Here is a 21341-nt window from a genome sequence, read left to right on the forward strand (position 1 = left end):
GGGCTGGTATAGTTATACATATGAATGATCTTACGGTTGCCGTCTCCGGTGCTACCGGATACGCCGGGGGAGAGGTCCTCCGGCTGCTGAGCACTCACCCTCATCTCAACGTCACCACGGTGTGCGGACATTCCTCCGCGGGTGAGAAGCTCGGCCGACATCAACCCCATCTTGCCCGATATTCCGACTTCGTGGTCCAAGAGTCCACCGCCGAGGTGCTCACCGGCCACGACGTCGTCGTCCTCGCCCTGCCCCACGGACAGTCCGGAAAGATCTCCGCCGAACTCGAATCCACGAGCCCCGAAACGCTCATCGTCGACCTCGCCGCCGACCACCGGCTCATCAGCGCGACCGCCTGGGAGAAGTTCTACGGCTCCGACCACCAAGGCACCTGGACCTACGGGCTGCCCGAACTGCTCACCGCCGACGGCACGAAGCAGCGCGACGACCTCAAAGATGCGCAGCGCATCGCCGTGCCCGGCTGCAATGTCACCGCCGTGACCCTCGGCCTCGCGCCACTCATCCAAGCCGGACTCGCCGCACCCGCCGGCCTCAACGCAGTCCTGGCCAACGGCGTCTCGGGAGCCGGAAAGGCGCTCAAGCCGCACCTCACCGCCGCCGAGGTCCTCGGCGACGCCTCGCCCTACGGCACGGGTGGGACGCACCGGCACGTGCCCGAGATCGAACAGAACCTCAACGGCGTCCTCGGCGCCGACGCCGCCGAAGGCCCGACCCGAATCTCCTTCACCCCGACACTGGTGCCCATGGCCCGGGGGATCCTCGCCACCATCACCGCCAGTCCGGGGGAGTCCGCGCCGAAGACCGCCGAAGGTCTCCTCGACGCCGCGGCGCTGGAGGACCAGCTGGCCCGGGCCTTCGAACAGGCCTACGCTGACGAGCCCTTCGTCCGCGTCCTGCCCGAAGGACAGTGGCCGCGCACCTCGGCGACCACCGGCTCGAATATGGCGCACCTCCAGTTCACCGTCGATGAACGCGCCGGCACAATCCTCGTCGTCGTGGCCCTGGACAACCTCGTCCGCGGCACCGCCGGCCAGGCACTCCAGTCCATCCACCTCGCCCTTGGCCTCGACGAGGCCACCGCACTTCCCCTTGAAGGAGTCGCCCCATGAGCGTGACCGCACCACTGGGCTTCACGGCCGCAGGACTGACCGCCGGACTCAAACCCAGCGGAGCCAAAGACCTCTCACTCGTGATCAACACCGGCCCCGACACCGCCGTCGCCGCCGTTTACACCTCGAACCGCTGCAAGGCCAACCCCGTGCTGTGGTCCCAGAAAGCTTCGGCGAACGGTCAGGCCCGCGCCGTCGTCCTCAACTCCGGGGGAGCGAACTGCTACACCGGTGACTTCGGATACGAGACGACCACCCTGACCGCCCAGACCACCGCCGAACTGCTCACCGAGACCGGCACCGACACCCAGGCCGACGACATCCTGGTCTGCTCGACCGGACTCATCGGCGTCGGCGGTCAGGACTTCCGCGATGCCATCGTCGACAACCTCCCGGCACTCGTGGCCGCCGCCGAGGACACCGTCGACGCCGGCGCCCACGCCGCCGAGGCGATCATGACCACCGACACCGTCGCCAAGACCGCGACCCGCGAAGGCTCCACCGGGTACACGATCGGCGGCATGGCCAAGGGCGCGGGCATGCTCGCCCCGGGACTGGCCACCATGCTCGTCGTCATCACCACCGATGCGAAGGTCGACCAGACCGTGCTCGACCAGGCGCTGCGGGCCTCGACGAACCGCAGCTTCGACCGCCTCGACACCGACGGATGCATGTCGACGAACGACACCGTCATCCTCATGTCCTCCGGCGCCCACGACGCCGAAGTCGACACGGAGGAGTTCACGCGCCTCCTCGGCGAGGTCTGCCTCGACCTCATGCACCAGCTCCACGTCGACGCCGAAGGCGCCCATCACGACATTGCGATCACCACGCAGGGCGCGGCCAGCGAAGCCGATGCCGTCGAGGTCTCCCGTTCGGTGTCACGCTCGGCCCTGTTCAAGGCTGCGATCTTCGGTCAGGACCCGAACTGGGGTCGCGTCGTCGCCCAGGTGGGAACCACCTCGGCGACCTTCGATCCCACGCTCATCGACGTGACGATCAACGGCACGCAGGTCTGCCAAGCCTCCGGACCCTATGAAGACCCGGAGAAGGTCGAATTCGACCGCAACGTCGACGTCGTCATCGACCTCCACGCCGGCGACCACACCGCCACGGTCTGGACCTCGGACCTCACCCACGATTACGTCGAAGAGAACAGCGCCTACTCCACATGAGCAACAACCCCCACGACATGTCCACGAAGTCCACGGCCGCCCGGCTCGCCGCCGCCCAGGTCAAGGCCGAAGCCCTGACCGAAGCGCTGCCGTGGATCAAGACCTTCACCGGCGCCACGATCGTCATCAAATACGGCGGCAACGCGATGATCTCCCCGGAGCTGCAGCAGTCCTTCGCCGATGACATCGCCTTCCTCCGCTTCGCCGGCATCCGCCCCGTCGTCGTCCACGGCGGCGGGCCCCAGATCTCGGCCATGCTGGCCCGCTTGGGCATCGAGTCCGAGTTCAAAGCCGGGCAGCGCGTGACCACCCCGGAAGCCGCCGAGGTCATCCGCATGGTGCTGTCCGGCCAGGTCAACCGCGATATCGTCTCCCGCATCAACCAGAACGGCAACGCCGCCATCGGCCTGTCCGGTGAGGACGCGGACCTGCTGCTGGCGAACAAGACCCACGCCGAGGCCGACGGTGAAGTCATCGACCTCGGCCGGGTGGGCGAGATCGCCGAGGTGAACACCACCGTGCTCACCGAACTCCTCGATGCCGGGCGGGTGCCCGTCATCTGCTCGATCGCCTCGGAGATCGGCGGGGAGGCCGGCAAACCGCTCAATATCAACGCCGACCTCGCCGCCTCTGCGGTGGCCAAGGCACTCAAAGCCGACAAACTCATCATGCTCACCGACGTGCCCGGCCTCTACGCGAACTGGCCCGACACCTCTTCACTGATTTCGCGGATCGGAGCGGCCAAGCTGCGCGAACTGCTGCCCAGCCTCGACGCAGGCATGATCCCGAAGATGACCGCAGCACTCGAGGCCATCGAACACGGGGTGCAGCAGGCCCACATCATCGACGGCCGGATGGCGCACTCGCTGCTGCTCGAGGTCTTCACCTCCGAGGGCATCGGCACCATGGTCGAAGACACCGTCGTCGAACCCGCACCCTTGGGCGACGGACACAAAGTCGAAGGCCACGAAGCACTCAAGGAGGACGAGAACGATGAGTGAGACACCAGCCCAGACCTGGCGGGACGACTTCTCCCGCGTCCTGTCCCCGGTCTTCGGATCCCCGCAGCTCGACCTCGTCCGCGGCGAAGGCTCGTATGTCTGGGACGCCTCGGGCCAGAAGTACCTCGACCTGCTCGCCGGCATCGCCGTCAACGCACTCGGCCACAGCCACCCCGCCTGGGTCAACGCGATCACCGAGCAGGCGAACACGCTCGGGCACATCTCGAACTTCTTCACCTCCCCGGCCCAGATCGGCCTGGCCGAGAAACTCCACGAGGTCCTCGACCTGCCGGCCGGATCCGCCGTGTTCTTCTCGAACTCGGGAACCGAAGCCAACGAGGCGGCCTTCAAGATGGCTCGCCGCGCCGCCGGCGGGGGACGCCCCTTCATCATCGCGATCGACGGCGCCTTCCACGGCCGCACGATGGGAGCGCTGGCGCTGACGGCGAAGGAAGCCTACCGCGCCCCCTTCGCCCCCGGAGTGCCCGGAGTCGTCCACGTCCCCTACGGGGATGTCGAGGCGCTGGCCGCCGCCATCAATGAGAACACCGCCGCCGTGTTCATCGAACCCGTCCAAGGCGAGGTCGGGGTCCGGACCCATCCGGCCGGCTACCTCACCGCCGTGCGGGAACTGACGACGAAGGTCGGGGCACTCATGATCCTGGACGAAGTGCAGTCAGGCATCGGCCGCACCGGGTCCTGGTTCGCTCATCAGGATCCCGAGATCGGCGAGGGCATCGTCCCGGACATCATCACCTCGGCGAAGGGCCTCGGCGGCGGCATGCCGATCGGTGCCACCATCACGTTCGGCGATGCGAACACCAAACTGCTCGAAGCCGGGCAGCACGGCACGACCTTCGGCGGCAACCCGCTGGCCTGCGCCGCCGGACTCGCAGTCCTCGAGACCATCGAGAACGAGAAGCTTCTCGACCACGTCGCCGAGGTCAGCGACTGGCTCCAGACCGAACTGGCGAAGGTCGACGGCGTCGGGACGATCACCGGCAAGGGACTGCTCCTCGGGCTCGAACTCACGGCCGGTGCCGACGGTCAGGTCCCGGACTCGAAGGCCGTGGCCGCCCGCGCGCTCGAGGCCGGGTTCATCATCAATCCCGTCGCCCCCGGACGCCTGCGGCTGGCCCCGCCGCTGACGATCATCACTGACGAACTTGCCCCGTTCATCGCGGCCCTGCCCGGCCTCATCGCCGGCTGAGCCCCACCCCATCTCCGAAGGACACCCCATGACACGCCACTTCCTCAAGGACACGGATCTCAGCCCCGCTGAGCAGACGCACGTCCTCGACCTCGCCGCCGAACTCAAGTCCGCCCCCTACTCGCGCACCCCGCTGGCCGGACCACAGACCGCCGCCGTCATCTTCGACAAGACCTCCACCCGGACCCGCGTGTCCTTCGCCGCTGGCATCGCCGCTCTCGGCGGGCAGCCGCTCATCATCAACCCCGGTGAGGCGCAGCTCGGCCACAAGGAATCGATCGCCGACACCGCCCAGGTGATGTCGCGCATGGTCTCGACGATCATCTGGCGCACCTTCTCCCAAGCCGGACTCGAAGAGATGGCCGAGAACTCCTCCGTGCCCGTCATCAACTCGCTGTCCGATGACTTCCACCCCTGCCAGATACTCGCCGACCTGCTCACCATCCGCGAACACCGCGGGGACGTGAAGGGGCAGACGATGAGCTACTTCGGCGACGGGGCGAACAACATGGCCAACTCCTACGCCCTCGGCGGAGTCAACGCCGGAATGCACGTGCGCATCGCAGCCCCCGCCGGCTTCCAGCCCGACGCTGCGATCGTCGCCGAAGCCGAGGCCCTCGCCGCGCAGACTGGCGGGTCGCTGACCGTCACCGACGACCCGGTGGCCGCCGCGGCCGGCGCCGACGTCCTCGTCACCGACACCTGGGTGTCGATGGGCCAGGATTCGGCCGGACGCGACGACGAAGCCTCACCGTTTATGAAGTTCCAGGTCAGCCAGGAACTCATGGAGGCCGGCAATGATCCGATCTTCCTCCACTGCCTGCCCGCCTACCGCGGCAAAGAAGTCACGGCCGAGGTCATCGACGGCCCCGCCTCGGTGGTCTTCGATGAAGCCGAGAACCGCCTCCACGCGCAGAAGGCGCTCATGGCATTCCTCCTGGAGCGATGATGACCGACACGAACGCGAATGCCGGCGGCAACAGCGCACCGCTGACGAAGACCGCTCGGCAGCAGAAGATCATCGACCTCATCACCCGCCAATCCGTGCGATCCCAGATCGAACTCGCCGAGGCACTCGCGACGATGGGCATCACCGTCACGCAGGCGACCCTGTCGCGCGACCTCGCCGAGGTGGGCGCCGTGAAGATCCGGTCCACCGCCGGATCCGTGTACGCCGTCCCCGGCGAGGGCGGGGACCGCTCCCTGCAGCAGTCGACGGGGGACAGCCTCGATGCGAAGCTGCCCCGGATCCTCGAGGAACTCCTCGTCTCCGCGGTCTCGCAGGACAACACGGTTGTGCTGCGCACCCCGCCCGGGGCCGCACAGTATCTCGCCTCGGCGATCGACCGCTCCTCGATGGTCGGGATCTTCGGGACCCTGGCCGGCGACGACACGGTCCTCGTCATCGCCGACGCGGCCGTCGGGGGAGCGGCCCTGGCCGAGACATTCCTCGAATACGCGGCCGGCGGACTCGTCGACGGGTGAGGAATCCGCGCTCACGCTGGGTCGATGAGCCGCCTCGGCGATGATCGGACCGAGGAAATCCTGCGACAATGACAACTGAGCTTCTCCACGACAACGAATGGGCCGAGGCATCTGCGACTCGGTGAAGAAAGGACGATCTGTGAGCGAACGACTGAGCCTGTGGGGCGGACGATTCTCCGACGGTCCGGCCGATGCCCTGGCCGCGCTGAGCAAGTCCACGGACTTCGACTGGCGCCTGGCGAAGTACGACATCGCCGGGTCGAAGGCCCACGCGAAGGTCCTCCACCACGCGGGTCTGCTCACCGACGAGGAACTGTCTGGGATGCATGAGGCTCTCGACGAACTCCTCCGCCGCGTCGAGGCCGGCGAGTACGTCGCCGCCGAATCCGATGAGGACGTGCACTCCTCGCTCGAGCGCGGACTCATCGAGATCGCCGGGCCGGAGCTCGGAGGCAAGCTGCGTGCCGGCCGGTCGCGCAATGATCAGATCGCGACGATGGGGCGCATGTACCTGCGCGACCATGCCCGTGAGGTCGCCGGTCTCGTGCTCGACACCGTCGAGGTGCTCATCGCTCAGGCCGAAGAGCATCCCGAGGTGCCGATGCCCGGACGCACGCACCTCCAGCACGCTCAGCCGGTGCTGCTGGCCCACCACCTGCTCGCCCACGCGTGGCCGTTGCTGCGCGATGTTGCGCGCTTCGTTGATTTCGATGCGCGTGCCGGTGTCTCTGCCTACGGTTCTGGTGCGCTGGCTGGGTCGTCATTGGGGCTTGACCCACAGGCCGTGGCTGCGGACCTCGGTTTCAACGATTCGGTGGAGAACTCCATCGACGGCACGGCGTCGCGCGATGTCTTCGCCGAGTACCTCTTCATCACGACGATGATCGGCATCGACCTCTCCCGCCTGTCCGAGGAGGTCATCGCGTGGGCGACGAAGGAGTTCTCGTTCGTCACCCTCCACGATGCGTATTCGACGGGATCGTCGATCATGCCGCAGAAGAAGAACCCCGACGTCGCCGAGCTCACGCGTGGCAAGTCCGGTCGCCTCATCGGTGATCTCACCGGGCTGCTGTCGACGCTCAAGGCACTGCCGTTGGCGTACAACCGGGATCTGCAGGAGGACAAGGAGCCGGTCTTCGACGCCACCGACACTCTCGAACTGTTGCTGCCGGCGTTCACCGGGATGGTGGCGACGCTGAAGTTCGACACCGAACGCATGGCGTATCTGGCTCCGCGCGGATTCGCGCTGGCCACGGACATCGCCGAGTGGCTCGTGCGTGAGGGCGTGCCGTTCCGTGTGGCTCACGAGCTCTCGGGAGCGTGCGTGCAGTTGGCCGAGTCGCGGGATGTCGAACTGTGGGACCTCTCCGACGAGGACTTCTCGGGGATCTCACCGCACCTGACGCCTGCCGTGCGCGAGGTGCTCACGACGCTCGGCTCGATCGATTCGCGCAATGCCAAGGGCGGCACCGCTCGCTCGGCCGTCGAGCAGCAGATCGCCAACGCGAAGGCAGAGGTCACACGCCTGCGTGAGTTCGCAGGGTCGACCCGCAGCGTGTGAGAGGCTGAGAAACCAGACAGCGATTCTAGATCGGTGCCCGGGCAAGTGAATCCGTTTGTCCGGGCTTCGGCTTTGCACATCAACAACCTCATCAGGAGGTCGAGACATGCGAAGAAGAACGATCCTGCTCATCGGCAGCGCCGTGCTCATCCTCCTCGGCGCGGGTCTCTATGGCCTCGGACTGCTCTTGGATACCGGCTCGGTCCCGGGCGACGCCAACATCGGAGCCGGAATTGCCATGTTGTTCGGAGAGTTCGTCGGAGCTCTCGGACTAGCTGTTTTCGTGGCCTGGGTGATCGAGGCGCTCGTTGCCCGAATGAGGCAGCGGAACACTGACCGCTAGTGAGATCGGCCAGACACCGGCGGTAGGCAGAAATTCAGTGCCTCCCCGAGGTCAGGATCGTGACGGCCTCGATGATTGGCTCTGGTGTTTCCACCGATGGGGATCGGTATTTGCGGCGGTCTTCCGAAGGATGTCCAATGCCGCAGTGAGCTTCTTCGACAACCGTGCTCCGGCCATCGTCACTCCCACGATCGTGTTGGCGAATTCCGGGTTGGTCACCGGCAGATATCGCACTGGCATGCCCTGAAAGGTCAGGGTGTCCGGGTGAGGAACAGCGTTGGCCAAGGAAAAACCGAGTCCTAACCCCACCATCGACCTGATTGTCTCCGCATTCGGAATGAGCCAGCGAACAGAAGGCTCATAACCGATTCCGCGGATCTGGCTGATCAAGAGGTCCGCGGTCGGCGGAGAATCGAGCAGAATGAGCGGGTCGTCGATGAGCTCGGCGATATCGACACCGTCCTGGTCTGCTACAGGATGATCAGCAGAGACGATGGCGTGCAGCTGCACCTCGGCGAGGTCGTGCCTGGTGACTCCCTCGATCTGGATCTGCTTGCGGTACATGACAGCAACATCTACCTCACCGTTGAGAACCATCTGTTGAACGGTCAACGGATGGGCTTCGACAAAGCTGACGTCAACCTGCGGGTGGTGTTTGACGAACTGAGCAGCCGTAGCTGGAAGCATCCGTGGCCCCGCCGTCGGTATGCAACCGATGCGCAAGGGCCCCTGTAAGGCAGCCGACTCGTCGTTCAGAGATTCCACAGCGTCCGAGACATTTGAAAGGATCTCTCTGGCCCGAACTCCGAATTCCCTGCCAGCGCTCGTCGGACGGGCGCGCCGAGCCGGACCACGCGCAATAAGCGTGACTTTGAGCTGCTTTTCGAGTTGGGCGAGAGCCGCAGAGACCGTCGCCTGTGACACTCGGCAGTCTTTTGCCGCGTCGCTCACCGAACCACGATCGAGAACGGCGAGAAAATACTCGAGCTGGCGGAGTGTGAGGTCAGTCATAGCTAGAGTCTATATTGAAGCCAGTAAAAATTTGCTTTTCTTTTTGATGTCAACGGGAAAGACTGAGGAGGTCAAAGACGCAACAACGTGAAAGTGCCGGGTAATGAACGATTCGAAGATGAAAGTAGTCACCCTAGGAACCGCAGGTGGCCCGCGATGGTGGAAGGGCGATTCCAAGGATCGAGCGGGTATCTCAACCGCGATCGTCGTTGAGGATCGCTTCTATCTCGTGGACGCCGGTCACGGTGTCGGGCGTCGCATTCGTCAGGCTGGTCTCGAGCTCGGCGATCTGGGCGGAATCTTCATCACTCACCTGCATTCGGATCACACCATCGATCTGCCGTCACTTGTTATATTCGGGATGCACGAGCTCCAGCAAAGAGTCGACAATCCGGTTCCTCTCCTTGGACCCGGTCCACGTGGAGCGCTTCCTCCGGTCTCTCCGCGGGCAGTCGTCCCGCCGCGACCTGTGGCACCAGCGAACCCCACCCCCGGCATCGCCGACATGTTTACAAACATCGTCGGGGCGTTTGCCACAGACCTCAACGACCGCGTGCTCGATTCGCTGCGTCCGTCACCTGAAGTTCTCTTCGACCCCCGCGATATCGAGATCCCAGAGGGCATCGGATATCACCCGAACACAGCTCCGACCCCGGAGATGGAGCCTTTCGTCATCTTCCAGGATGATCTTGTCACCGTGACTGCGATCCTCGTTGAGCATCCGCCAGTGGCGCCAGCGTTCGCTTTCAGGTTCGAGAGCGAGCACGGATCGGTGACCATTTCAGGTGACACGTGTGAGACCGCCAATCTCGTCAAGCTGGCGCAGGGAACCGATCTGCTTCTTCACGAGGCGATCGACTTCGACTGGGTTGATCAGATGTATGCGCACCGTGACGACGATGAGGGCAGCGCCTCCCGCGACCACCATTACAAGTCACATACCTCGGTCAATGGGGCCATTCGCATTGCCTCCGCGGCACAGGCTCGTGCACTGGCCCTGCACCACCTTGTTCCCGGGTCCGCCGATGACACCGTCTGGCACAAGGGGCACACCGGATTCGATGGAACATTCCTGGTGCCAGAGGACCTCGACACCGTCAACATCACCACAGCCGCACAAGCCGCGATGAGGAGCTGAAGCAACTATGAATAACAACAAAGACGTTGTTGACAAGGACGGACTCCAAACCTCCTTGAAGACGCCGGAGATGCGGAGGATCCTCACCTCGAGCTTCGTCGGATCGGCCATCGAGTTCTACGATTTCATCCTCTACGCGACAGCCTCGTCGATCGTCTTCGCGAATCTCTTCTTCGAAGGGCTCGGACCCGGTCTGTCGCTGTTCGCCTCATTCAGCACCCTGGCTGCGGGATACCTGGCCCGGCCGCTGGGCGGAGTCGTCTTCGGACACTTCGGAGATCGCGTCGGACGGAAGAAGGCCCTCATCGTCTCCATGGTGATGATGGGAGCCGTCACCGTGATCATCGGCCTCATGCCGCCGACTGCGTCAATTGGGATGATCGCACCCGCATCCCTGTTCACCCTTCGGATCATCCAAGGCATCGCCGTCGGCGGAGAATGGGGCGGTGCTGCGCTCATGGCGCTCGAGCACGCACCGAAGTCCCGACGCGGTCTGGCCGCAGCGTTTGCGAACGCGGGCGGTCCCGCGGGAGCCATTCTGGCGACTCTCGTCCTCTCGCTCACGGCCGCTCTGACCGGTGAGAACTTCGACACGTGGGGATGGCGACTGCCGTTCCTCCTGTCTGCGGTCCTCATCGTCGTCGGTCTGATCATCCGGCTCAAAGTCAGCGAGACCCCCGCCTTCCGGCAGCTCGACGAGGAGAGCGAGGAGAGGAAGGTGCCGCTGCTGACCGTCTTCAAGCGATACAAGCGTCAGGTCCTCATCGCGCTGTTCGCAACGATGACGATCTACGTCACCCAGGGCCTGACGACCGTGTGGGGTGTGTCGGTGGCCGTGGCTGCCGGCGAGGACAAGTCCGAAGTCCTCAACTGGAAGGCCGTCGGGGCCCTGACAACGCTGATCGTCACGTTTGTCATCGCCCGACTCAGCGACCGGATCGGGCGTAAACGCTCATTGATCGGTGCCCACATCGTTGCCGCCGTTCTTGCCCTGCCGCTCGTCCTTCTCATCATCAGCGGTGAGGTCCACCAGTACGCTCTGGCGATCATCCTCGGCAACGGAATCGTCCAGGGTCTGTGCTTCGGACCGATCGCGGCCTATGTCTCAGAGCTCTTCCCGCCTGCAGTGCGATATACGGGTGCCTCGGTCGGCTACCAGTTCGCCGCCGCCCTGGGCGCAGGACTGTCGCCGATGATCGCATCTGCGCTCATCCTCATTCCCGGCAGCGGACCGTACCTCATCGGCGGAATCTGGGCCCTTGTCGCCCTCGTCGGAGCAGTCGCCGTCGCGCTCGGCCGTCCCGATCCCGACGAAGACGCCCAACAGACGCTGGAACCCGAAGAATCTGATGTGACGCGCCGGACTGATGACACGGTGAAACAGTGAGCTCCCGGGAGCTCAGGTCCTTATTGTGAGCGATCGGCCGGTGCCTCGCGACCACGGCGAACCGCTTTCGGCACCGTCGTGGCCCGCGGCATCGGCGCTTCGCGGAACACCGTAGAATTGACCCCGTCGGTGCCGCACCGACACTGGCAAATGATTCGAAAGGACCGAAGTGACCGACATCTTCAGTGAACTCAAGGCCCGCGGGCTCGTCGCGGTTTCGACCGACGAGACCGCCCTCCAGAAGGCTCTGGCCGAGGAGTCGCTGACCTATTATGTCGGTTTCGATCCGACGGCGCCGAGCCTGCACATGGGCAACCTCGTCCAGCTGCTCACCGCGGCCCGCCTGCAGCAGGCCGGGCACAACCCGTTGGCTCTCGTCGGCGGTGCCACCGGCCTCATCGGTGATCCGCGGATGTCGGGGGAGCGGACGCTCAACCCGCGCGAGGTCGTCGAGGAATGGGTGGCGAAGATCCGCGCCCAGGTTGAGAAGTTCCTCGACTTCGACGGCCCCCACGCGGCGCAGATCGTCAACAACCTCGACTGGACTTCGCAGCTGACGGCCATCGACTTCCTCCGCGACGTCGGCAAGCACTTCCCGGTCAACCGGATGCTCGCGAAGGAATCCGTCTCCGCACGACTGAACAGCGAAGCCGGCATCTCCTTCACCGAGTTCTCCTACCAGATCCTCCAGGGCAACGATTACCTCGAGCTCAACCGACGCTACGGCTGCTCCCTGCAGACCGGCGGATCCGATCAGTGGGGCAACCTCACCTCGGGCGTCGACCTCATCCGTCGCGTCGAGCAGAAGTCCGTCCATGCGCTGGCCACACCGCTGATCACCAAGGCTGACGGCACGAAGTTCGGCAAGACCGAATCCGGCACCGTGTGGCTCGACTCGTCGCTGACCAGCCCGTACGCCTTCAGCCAGTTCTGGCTCAACGCCGACGACCGTGACGTGGTCAAGTACCTCAAGGTGTTCTCGCTGCGATCGCTCGAAGAGATCGAGGCCATCGAAGCCGAGTTCACCGCCGCACCGCACACTCGTGTGGCGCAGAAGGCCCTCGCCGAGGATGTCACCACCCTCGTCCACGGACGCCCAGCCTACGAGCAGGCGATCGCCGCGGCCTCGGCCCTCTTCGGAGGCGGAGAGCTGGCCGGACTCGACGCCGCTACCCTCGGTGCCGCCACGTCTGAGCTGCCCCGCGGTGACGTGTCCGCGACTCAGCTGGCCGAAGGCATGCCCGTCGCCGACGCCTTCGTCGCCGCCGGCATCGTCAAGTCCAAGGGTGAGGCCCGCCGCGCCATCAAGGACGGCGGTGCCTACGTCAACAACGTCAAGGTCGCCGACCAGGAGCAGACTCTGACTTCCGACGATGTGCTCTCCACGGAGGCCGGGGGAGTGATCCTCCTCCGCCGGGGCAAGAAGACCCTCGGAGCCGTTGACGTCGTCAGCTGAGCCGAAATCGTCGCCGACAGCACCGTGCCATCCCTGGACAGGGATGGCACGGTGCTGTTGTATTTCCCGGAGACAAGCTCCTGGCTTGTGAAGGCGAGTTACAAGCACAGAACTTGTCCAAAGCATTGACATGAGATGCGACCCTGTCGCAGGCCAACCGCACGACCGGACGCGGGAAAACATCATGGCGAGCTCAAGCAAGATCAGCCAGACTGGATTCACGTCCACACCTGTGACGTCGAGACGAGATCGCGCCGACCTCGAACGGCTCGCCCCGACGAAGACCAGCTGCACCGACTACGAACGAACTGCACCGACAGCGAACGAGGAGTTCATGCGCACTCTGCTCAACATCATCTGGTTCATCTTCTCCGGCCTCTGGCTTGCGCTCGGCTATTGGGCCGCCGGCATCATCGCCTGCATCTTCATCGTCACGATCCCCTGGGGGATCGCCTCCTTCCGAATCGGCAACTACGCACTGTGGCCCTTCGGCCGTGAAGTCATCGAAACACGACCCGCCGGCGTCGCCACCACACTGGGCAACATCATCTGGCTCGTCGTCGCCGGAATCTGGCTGGCCATCGGACACGTCATCACCTCGATCCCGCTGTTCGTCTCGATCATCGGCATCCCGCTCGGCTGGGCGAACATCAAGCTCATTCCCGTCTCGCTCATGCCCTTGGGCAAACAGATCGTCAACAGCGATCGGCTCATGCCCGGCTACCGGGGAGCCTGAACCCCGCACTTCCACGGGTGCTGCGACACTTCCATGGGAAGTCGCGGCACCTTCGTGGGATGTCGCGGCAAGTCCACGGGATGCCGCGCTACGTTGTCGTCGGCGCCCGGAGGCCCGCTCTTCTCGGCCCCACAGGCCGCGGTGACCGGTGTCACAGCGCGAAGTCCGCTTTCGAGTTGCACGGCCTGGCTGGAGTGGTCTAGAGTTATATCTCGTTGCCCCGCCGGGAACACAGTCTGAAAGACAGGGTTTCCACCGGGCCTGACCAGGACAAACAGGGTTTGTCACGGTGGTTGGGGATCGGGTGGGTGACGATAAATGAAACTGATGCCCCCAGTGAACACGCCCTTTTTGTTGGGTTGTGGTGATGGGTGAGTGTTTGTGGTTTGAGAATCCAATAGCGTGTTTGTTTGAACAAGTTGTGATGCCAGAAACATTATTTTTCTGGTGAGACAATCACACGGTCGAACAGTCTGGTTCGCCTCCTGTGGGTGGTTCTTTGTTGAATCGTTCACTGTGGTGGCGGTTGGAGTGTTTGATCGTATTTTTTGAAGCCGGCTGGTCACCCCGTGACTGGTTTGGCTGTCTTGCTGGGATTCATACTGCAACATAATTTTTTTATGGAGAGTTTGATCCTGGCTCAGGACGAACGCTGGCTGCGTGCTTAACACATGCAAGTCGAACGCTGAAGCCGGGTGCTTGCACCTGGTGGATGAGTGGCGAACGGGTGAGTAACACGTGAGTAACCTGCCCCTGATTTCGGGATAAGCCTGGGAAACTGGGTCTAATACCGGATATGACCGTTCCACGCATGTGGGATGGTGGAAAGTTTTTCGATCGGGGATGGGCTCGCGGCCTATCAGCTTGTTGGTGGGGTAATGGCCTACCAAGGCGACGACGGGTAGCCGGCCTGAGAGGGCGACCGGCCACACTGGGACTGAGACACGGCCCAGACTCCTACGGGAGGCAGCAGTGGGGAATATTGCACAATGGGGGAAACCCTGATGCAGCGACGCAGCGTGCGGGATGACGGCCTTCGGGTTGTAAACCGCTTTCAGCAGGGAAGAAGCGAAAGTGACGGTACCTGCAGAAGAAGTACCGGCTAACTACGTGCCAGCAGCCGCGGTAATACGTAGGGTACGAGCGTTGTCCGGAATTATTGGGCGTAAAGAGCTCGTAGGTGGTTGGTCACGTCTGCTGTGGAAACGCAACGCTTAACGTTGCGCGGGCAGTGGGTACGGGCTGACTAGAGTGCAGTAGGGGAGTCTGGAATTCCTGGTGTAGCGGTGAAATGCGCAGATATCAGGAGGAACACCGGTGGCGAAGGCGGGACTCTGGGCTGTAACTGACACTGAGGAGCGAAAGCATGGGGAGCGAACAGGATTAGATACCCTGGTAGTCCATGCCGTAAACGTTGGGCACTAGGTGTGGGGGACATTCCACGTTCTCCGCGCCGTAGCTAACGCATTAAGTGCCCCGCCTGGGGAGTACGGTCGCAAGGCTAAAACTCAAAGGAATTGACGGGGGCCCGCACAAGCGGCGGAGCATGCGGATTAATTCGATGCAACGCGAAGAACCTTACCAAGGCTTGACATACACTGGACCGTTCTGGAAACAGTTCTTCTCTTTGGAGCTGGTGTACAGGTGGTGCATGGTTGTCGTCAGCTCGTGTCGTGAGATGTTGGGTTAAGTCCCGCAACGAGCGCAACCCTCGTTCTATGTTGCCAGCACGTGATGGTGGGAACTCATAGGAGACTGCCGGGGTCAACTCGGAGGAAGGTGGGGATGACGTCAAATCATCATGCCCTTTATGTCTTGGGCTTCACGCATGCTACAATGGCTGGTACAGAGAGAGGCGAACCTGTGAGGGTGAGCGAATCCCTTAAAGCCAGTCTCAGTTCGGATCGTAGTCTGCAATTCGACTACGTGAAGTCGGAGTCGCTAGTAATCGCAGATCAGCAACGCTGCGGTGAATACGTTCCCGGGCCTTGTACACACCGCCCGTCAAGTCACGAAAGTCGGTAACACCCGAAGCCGGTGGCCCAACCCTTTTGGGAGGGGGCCGTCTAAGGTGGGACTGGCAATTGGGACTAAGTCGTAACAAGGTAGCCGTACCGGAAGGTGCGGCTGGATCACCTCCTTTCTAAGGAGCACACATTCAGATCCCCACCGTCAGGAACCGTTCGTGTTCCTGGGTGGGTTGCTCATGGGTGGAACATCACAACTTTCGCTCGTCCACTCAGCGTTGTCGGGGTGAGTGCCTCGTCGATGTATGGGTATGAGGATGGGCTAGAACAGACACGTTATTGGGTCCTGGAATCACAAACCCCAACAGCCGTTGGGTGTGGTTTCAACCAACAGGACCGACCCGCTTCACGGGCAGCCACGGCAGTGGTCTGGTTTGTGGGTGGTGTTTGGTAGTGGTTTGAGAATCGTATAGTGGACGCGAGCATCAATGCTGCAACCCTTTTGGGGTTGTGGTGTTATGTAATGTGATTTTTCTTGTCATCATCTTGTGTGATTGAAAGACAATATTTCGCGTACACGCCGCCAACCCTTTTGGGGTGTGGTGAGTGTGTAAGAGCGCATGGTGGATGCCTTGGCATCAGGAGCCGATGAAGGACGTGGAAATCTGCGATAAGCCTCGGGGAGCCGATAAACGGGCGTTGATCCGAGGATGTCCGAATGGGGAAACCCCGCTGCCTGTGAGGGTAGTGACCCGTGCCTGAATATATAGGGTACGTGGGGGGAACGCGGGGAAGTGAAACATCTCAGTACCCGCAGGAAGAGAAAATAACAATGATTCCGGGAGTAGTGGCGAGCGAAACTGGATGAGCCTAAACCGTGTGCGTGTCAAGCGTGCTGGTGTTGCGTGCACGGTGTTGTGGGGTATGTACGGTCTGGTCCAGCATGGCCAGTCTGTGTTGGTGTTGGTGTAGTCGAACCTGGTGGGAAACAGGACCGGAGTGGGTGAGAGTCCCGTAGATGAAACAGTGACGCTAGCGTAGTGTGCGTGTGCCCGAGTAGCACGGAACTCGTGGAATTTCGTGTGAATCTGCCAGGACCACCTGGTAAGGCTAAATACTTCCTGATGACCGATAGCGGATAAGTACCGTGAGGGAATGGTGAAAAGTACCCCGGGAGGGGAGTGAAAGAGTACCTGAAACCATGTGCTTACAATCCGTCAGAGCAGTATCTAGATGACTGTGATGGCGTGCCTTTTGAAGAATGAGCCTGCGAGTTAGCGGTGCGTGGCGAGGTTAACCCGTGTGGGGTAGCCGTAGCGAAAGCGAGTCCGAACAGGGCGTTGTTAGTCGCGTGTCCTAGACCCGAAGCGGAGTGATCTAGCCATGGGCAGGGTGAAGCGTGTGTAAGAGCGCGTGGAGGCCCGCACCCACTTCAGTTGAAAATGGAGGGGATGACCTGTGGTTAGGGGTGAAAGGCCAATCAAACTCTGTGATAGCTGGTTCTCCCCGAAATGCATTTAGGTGCAGCGTTGCGTGGTTCTTGCTGGAGGTAGAGCTACTGGATGGCTGATGGGCCCCACCGGGTTACTGACGTCAACTAAACTCCGAATGCCAGTCAAGGTTCAGCGTGGCAGTGAGACAGTGGGGGATAAGCTTCATTGTCGAGAGGGAAACAGCCCAGACCATCAACTAAGGCCCCTAAGCGTGTGCTCAGTGGGAAAGGATGTTCAGTTGCGAAGACAACCAGGAGGTTGGCTTAGAAGCAGCCACCCTTGAAAGAGTGCGTAATAGCTCACTGGTCAAGTGATTGAGCGCCGATAATGTAGCGGGGCTAAGTACACCGCCGAAGTTGTGGCAGCACCACGTGTATCCGTAATGGTGTGGTGTTGGGTAGGGGAGCGTCGAGTCGCTGGTGAAGCTGCCGTGTGAACGAGTGGTGGAAGCGGTTCGAGTGAGAATGCAGGCATGAGTAGCGAAAGACGGGTGAGAAACCCGTCCACCGGATGACCAAGGGTTCCAGGGCTAGGCTAATCCGCCCTGGGTAAGTCGGGACCTAAGGCGAGGCCGACAGGCGTAGTCGATGGACAACCAGTTGATATTCTGGTACCGACACACAACCGACAGTACCAAAACACATGAGACTAACCATCTAATTCGCCCTTCGGGTCTTCGGATCTGTTGTTTGGTGATGCGGGTGGGACCTGAGTGTGGAGTCGGTAAGCGTGTGGTGTGACGCAGAAAGGTAGCCAGGCCGTGCGATGGTAGTCACGGTCTAAGGTTGTAGCACGCGGGGGTAGGTAAATCCGTCTCCGCTTTGTGTGTGAGAGCTGATGGGCGCCCCACTGTGGTGGGGTGATCTGGTGATCCTCTGCTGCCGAGAAAAGCATCGACGTGAGGGTGTGTGTTGCCCGTACCCTATAACCGACACAGGTGGTCGAGTAGAGAATACTAAGGTGATCGAGAGAATCGTGGTTAAGGAACTCGGCAAAATGCCCCCGTAACTTCGGGAGAAGGGGGACCATCCTGGTGAACCGCACTTGCTGCGGGATGTGCTGGTGGTGGTCGCAGAGGCCAGAGAGAAGCGACTGTTTATTAAAAACACAGGTCCGTGCGAAGATGTAAGTCGATGTATACGGACTGACGCCTGCCCGGTGCTGGAAGGTTAAGAGGACTCGTTAACAGGTTACTGTGAAGCGGAGAATTTAAGCCCCAGTAAACGGCGGTGGTAACTATAACCATCCTAAGGTAGCGAAATTCCTTGTCGGGTAAGTTCCGACCTGCACGAATGGCGTAACGACTTCTCTGCTGTCTCAACCACGAACTCGGCGAAATTGCATTACGAGTAAAGATGCTCGTTACGCGCAGCAGGACGGAAAGACCCCGAGACCTTCACTATAGTTTGGTATTGGTGTTCGGTGTGGTTTGTGTAGGATAGGTGGGAGACTATGAGGCTTGGTCGCTAGATCAGGTGGAGTCGATCGGTGAAATACCACTCTGACCATAGTGGATTCCTTAACTTCGGACCCTGATCGGGTTCAGGGACAGTGCCTGATGGGTAGTTTAACTGGGGCGGTTGCCTCCTAAAGAGTAACGGAGGCGCCCAAAGGTTCCCTCAGCCTGGTTGGCAATCAGGTGTCGAGTGTAAGTGCACAAGGGAGCTTGACTGTGAGACGGACGTGTCGAGCAGGAGCGAAAGCTGGGACTAGTGACCCGGCCATGGCTTGTGGAAGCGTGGTCGCTCAACGGATAAAAGGTACCTCGGGGATAACAGGCTGATCTTGCCCAAGAGTCCATATCGACGGCATGGTTTGGCACCTCGATGTCGGCTCGTCGCATCCTGGGGCTGGAGTCGGTCCCAAGGGTTGGGCTGTTCGCCCATTAAAGCGGTACGCGAGCTGGGTTTAGAACGTCGTGAGACAGTTCGGTCCCTATCCGCTGCGTGCGTAGGAAATTTGTGGAGGTCTGTCCTTAGTACGAGAGGACCGGGACGGACGAACCTCTGGTGTGCCAGTTGTTCCGCCAGGAGCATGGCTGGTTGGCTACGTTCGGGATGGATAACCGCTGAAAGCATCTAAGCGGGAAGCCTGCTCCGAGATGAGATTTCCATCCATACATTTTGTGTGGGAGAGGTGTCCTATAGATGATGGGGTTGATAGGCCGGGTATGGAAGCACTGTGAGGTGTGGAGTTGACTGGTACTAATACACCGATCACTCATCAACTCTTTTGTTGGGGTTGGTGTGTGCGTGAGAGTCTTTTTGGGTTGCACGTGGTGTTGGCTTGAGAAGTCACCCTGTTGTGGGGTGCATGTTATGTGACTGTTGTTGGTGTTCGCGTTCGCTGTGCGGTTCTTGGACCATTACCGCCTGAAGACCCTCCTTGTTGTGGGGGTTTGTGGTGGTGGTCTGTGTGGTTTTGCGGTGGTGATAGTGGTGGGGAAACGCCCGGTTAACCGTTCCGATCCCGGTAGCTAAGCCCATGCGCGCTGATGGTACTGCAACTTGGTGGTTGTGGGAGAGTAAGTGACTGCCGCAATATTTTTTGGTGGGGGTGGCCTCGTCTGATTCCTGTTTTGTGGGGGTTGGGCGGGGCCTTCCTCGTATTCACAATCAATCGCACCAACCTGTGGCAATCATTCGCACCATCCTGTGGCAGTCAAACGCATCGCCCGATCTCACCTGAACGCATCGTGCGACCTCAACTGAAAGTACTGCCCGATCTCAACTGAAAGTACTGCCCGATCTCAACTGAACGCGCTGCCATAGAATCCGGTATGAGCACATTCGAAACTTTGAAAGCAGAGCTGGCAGAGACCGGCCAAGTAACTCTGCACTATTCCTCCAGCAGACAGTTCCTGCGGGGTCTGAGGACGCTGCAATTCGCTGCTCAACGTACCCCTCAGATCATCGTGACTCTTCACGGAGTCTGGATCGCGACGAGCGAATGCCCAGAAGACGGGTTCGCATGGTCGAGGATCCGCGATGTCCACCTCGTCAGGCAATCACTCTTCTCCTCTGTGGAGCTGACCATCGAGGGCGAAGGATCCGCCGGCAGGTCGACGATGAGACTGCCTCGTGGACTGACCGTCGGTGCTCAGGACCTTGCGCTGTGGCTCGCGGCGGAACTCTCCACACACGGTACACCTCTCTGATCACTCGACGAATCCAAGCGAAAGATCGGCCGGCGCCGTCGGAAACTCGGCAGACTCACAGTCAACGTTGATGCGGCAGGCGTAGCGGCGTGCGAGGATGAAGCGGTCCGCTGGGTCGGATGCAACTCATCAGCGACATCCGAAGAGACAGCAAAGGAGAAACCGCATGAACGTGTCAACCATCATCTGGATTGTTGTCGCCATCGTCGTGGTCCTGATCATCGTGGGGATCCTCATCGCAGTCAGCCGCAAGGCCGCCGCGGTGAAGCGTGAACGACAGCGTGAAGAAGCCGCGCAGCTTCGACAGCAGGCCGCGGATTCCGAACACGAAGTCCGTGCTCATGAAGCTGAAATGGAGAAGCGGCGGGCAGAAGCCAAAATGGCCAAAGCCGACGCCGACGCGCGTGCGGCCGACGCGGATCGTCAGGCGGCCGAGGCCGAACAGCTCGACTCGGATGCCGCGAAACGCGAACAGCTCGTGCGCGAAGAACGACTCGCTCACGAGCGGTCACTGCAGCATGCCGACGAACTGGACCCCGATACACCTCCGCATCGGGGAAAGGGCCCTCTCGCCGGCGAGAACCACGACCCAGCCGCCCCTGCGCCCGGTGCCGGCCACCATCGGGGCGACCGGGTCGAGCCTGCTGATACTCGTGGACCCGATGGCCGTCCCCATCCTGAAGCCGATCGGGTGCGGCCCGAAGACGACTTTCGCCCCGAGGGCCAGCCTCCTGTTGAGGGCCGGCCTCGAACCGACGGCCACTCCGGGGCAGCCGGTGACCGTCGCCTCGGCGAGGAACTCGATCCGCGCGGTGAGGACGAGCCTCCCAGGCACTGAGGCGTCTGCCGCCTGCAACCTCGAACGGAGCTCCGGTCATGTCGACCGGAGCTCCGTTCGTCGTTTCTTCGCCTCTCGCGGATGAGCCGTCGGGCCGAGAAGCGGAATCGACAGGCTGAGCGGTGGAATCGACCGGCCGAAAATCGGAATCGACTGTCCCGGAAACAGAGTCGATATCGCTTTGTGACAACGGACTTTGCATGAAAACTCGGACACTTCTGTAGTGTGGGTGAGACACCGCTCACCCGCTTGG

General features: G+C 61.8%; 16 protein-coding genes and 3 rRNA genes. 16 read left to right on the forward strand and 3 right to left on the reverse strand.

The window, feature by feature from the left end; translation table 11 throughout:
* Positions 1-20: 20 nt before the first annotated feature.
* The 8 genes from argC to ACSE4D_RS15735 all read left to right on the forward strand — a co-directional run bounded on the left by argC (position 21) and on the right by ACSE4D_RS15735 (position 7905).
* Complete coding sequence (gene argC, locus ACSE4D_RS15700) at positions 21-1130, forward strand: N-acetyl-gamma-glutamyl-phosphate reductase (protein ID WP_436326232.1); 1110 nt, start codon at positions 21-23, stop codon at positions 1128-1130.
* Positions 1127-2305: a bifunctional glutamate N-acetyltransferase/amino-acid acetyltransferase ArgJ gene (gene argJ, locus ACSE4D_RS15705; protein WP_436326233.1), complete on the forward strand. Its 1179-nt coding sequence runs from the start codon at positions 1127-1129 to the stop codon at positions 2303-2305. The genes argC and argJ overlap by 4 nt, the downstream gene beginning before the upstream one ends.
* On the forward strand, positions 2302-3306 hold the full coding sequence (argB, locus tag ACSE4D_RS15710) for an acetylglutamate kinase (protein ID WP_436326234.1): 1005 nt from the start codon (positions 2302-2304) through the stop codon (positions 3304-3306). Before argJ ends, argB begins: the two co-directional genes overlap by 4 nt.
* On the forward strand, positions 3299-4516 hold the full coding sequence (locus ACSE4D_RS15715) for an acetylornithine transaminase (protein ID WP_436326235.1): 1218 nt from the start codon (positions 3299-3301) through the stop codon (positions 4514-4516). The genes argB and ACSE4D_RS15715 overlap by 8 nt, the downstream gene beginning before the upstream one ends.
* Before the next feature lie 28 nt (positions 4517-4544).
* Positions 4545-5465, forward strand: a complete 921-nt coding sequence (gene argF, locus ACSE4D_RS15720; protein WP_436326236.1) for an ornithine carbamoyltransferase — start codon at positions 4545-4547, stop codon at positions 5463-5465.
* A complete protein-coding gene (locus tag ACSE4D_RS15725) occupies positions 5462-6001 on the forward strand; it encodes an arginine repressor (RefSeq protein WP_436326237.1) in 540 nt (179 codons plus the stop codon). The genes argF and ACSE4D_RS15725 overlap by 4 nt, the downstream gene beginning before the upstream one ends.
* Before the next feature lie 97 nt (positions 6002-6098).
* Positions 6099-7562 carry an argininosuccinate lyase gene (gene argH, locus ACSE4D_RS15730; protein ID WP_426937436.1) on the forward strand — a complete coding sequence of 488 codons (1464 nt, stop codon included), beginning with the start codon at positions 6099-6101 and terminating at the stop codon, positions 7560-7562.
* 106 nt (positions 7563-7668) lie between these two features.
* The gene (locus tag ACSE4D_RS15735; protein ID WP_436326238.1) at positions 7669-7905 is read left to right on the forward strand and encodes a hypothetical protein; all 237 of its coding nucleotides are present in this window, start codon (positions 7669-7671) and stop codon (positions 7903-7905) included.
* Between the two features lie 51 nt (positions 7906-7956).
* Here the strand turns inward: ACSE4D_RS15735 and ACSE4D_RS15740 are convergent, their stop codons facing one another.
* Positions 7957-8916: a LysR family transcriptional regulator gene (locus ACSE4D_RS15740; RefSeq protein WP_436326239.1), complete on the reverse strand. Its 960-nt coding sequence runs from the start codon at positions 8914-8916 to the stop codon at positions 7957-7959.
* Positions 8917-9019: 103 nt separating this feature from the next.
* On the opposite strand from ACSE4D_RS15740, the gene ACSE4D_RS15745 reads away from it, so the two are divergent.
* From ACSE4D_RS15745 to ACSE4D_RS15780, 8 genes are all read left to right on the forward strand, one after another.
* Positions 9020-10054 carry an MBL fold metallo-hydrolase gene (locus ACSE4D_RS15745; RefSeq protein ID WP_436326240.1) on the forward strand — a complete coding sequence of 345 codons (1035 nt, stop codon included), beginning with the start codon at positions 9020-9022 and terminating at the stop codon, positions 10052-10054.
* A 7-nt stretch (positions 10055-10061) separates the two neighbouring features.
* The gene (locus tag ACSE4D_RS15750) at positions 10062-11441 is read left to right on the forward strand and encodes an MFS transporter (protein ID WP_436326241.1); all 1380 of its coding nucleotides are present in this window, start codon (positions 10062-10064) and stop codon (positions 11439-11441) included.
* Positions 11442-11610: 169 nt separating this feature from the next.
* Complete coding sequence (gene tyrS, locus ACSE4D_RS15755) at positions 11611-12897, forward strand: tyrosine--tRNA ligase (protein WP_436326242.1); 1287 nt, start codon at positions 11611-11613, stop codon at positions 12895-12897.
* Positions 12898-13231: 334 nt separating this feature from the next.
* Positions 13232-13633, forward strand: a complete 402-nt coding sequence (locus tag ACSE4D_RS15760) for a YccF domain-containing protein (RefSeq protein ID WP_135542765.1) — start codon at positions 13232-13234, stop codon at positions 13631-13633.
* A gap of 617 nt (positions 13634-14250) precedes the next feature.
* Positions 14251-15776, forward strand: a 16S ribosomal RNA gene (locus ACSE4D_RS15765).
* 424 nt (positions 15777-16200) lie between these two features.
* Positions 16201-19321: ribosomal RNA gene (locus ACSE4D_RS15770) — 23S ribosomal RNA — on the forward strand.
* 194 nt (positions 19322-19515) lie between these two features.
* A 5S ribosomal RNA gene (gene rrf, locus ACSE4D_RS15775) occupies positions 19516-19634 on the forward strand.
* The 16S, 23S and 5S rRNA genes sit together here, the layout of an rRNA operon.
* A gap of 238 nt (positions 19635-19872) precedes the next feature.
* The gene (locus ACSE4D_RS15780) at positions 19873-20250 is read left to right on the forward strand and encodes a hypothetical protein (protein WP_436326243.1); all 378 of its coding nucleotides are present in this window, start codon (positions 19873-19875) and stop codon (positions 20248-20250) included.
* 175 nt (positions 20251-20425) lie between these two features.
* On the opposite strand, the gene ACSE4D_RS15785 is transcribed toward ACSE4D_RS15780, so the two are convergent.
* Both ACSE4D_RS15785 and ACSE4D_RS15790 read right to left on the reverse strand, forming a co-directional pair.
* Complete coding sequence (locus tag ACSE4D_RS15785) at positions 20426-20752, reverse strand: hypothetical protein (RefSeq protein ID WP_436326244.1); 327 nt, start codon at positions 20750-20752, stop codon at positions 20426-20428.
* A 6-nt stretch (positions 20753-20758) separates the two neighbouring features.
* The gene (locus ACSE4D_RS15790) at positions 20759-21085 is read right to left on the reverse strand and encodes a hypothetical protein (protein ID WP_436326245.1); all 327 of its coding nucleotides are present in this window, start codon (positions 21083-21085) and stop codon (positions 20759-20761) included.
* Positions 21086-21341 lie beyond the last annotated feature (256 nt).

The sequence above is a fragment of the Brevibacterium sp. FAM 27836 genome (assembly GCF_051351055.1).
GTDB lineage: Bacteria > Actinomycetota > Actinomycetes > Actinomycetales > Brevibacteriaceae > Brevibacterium.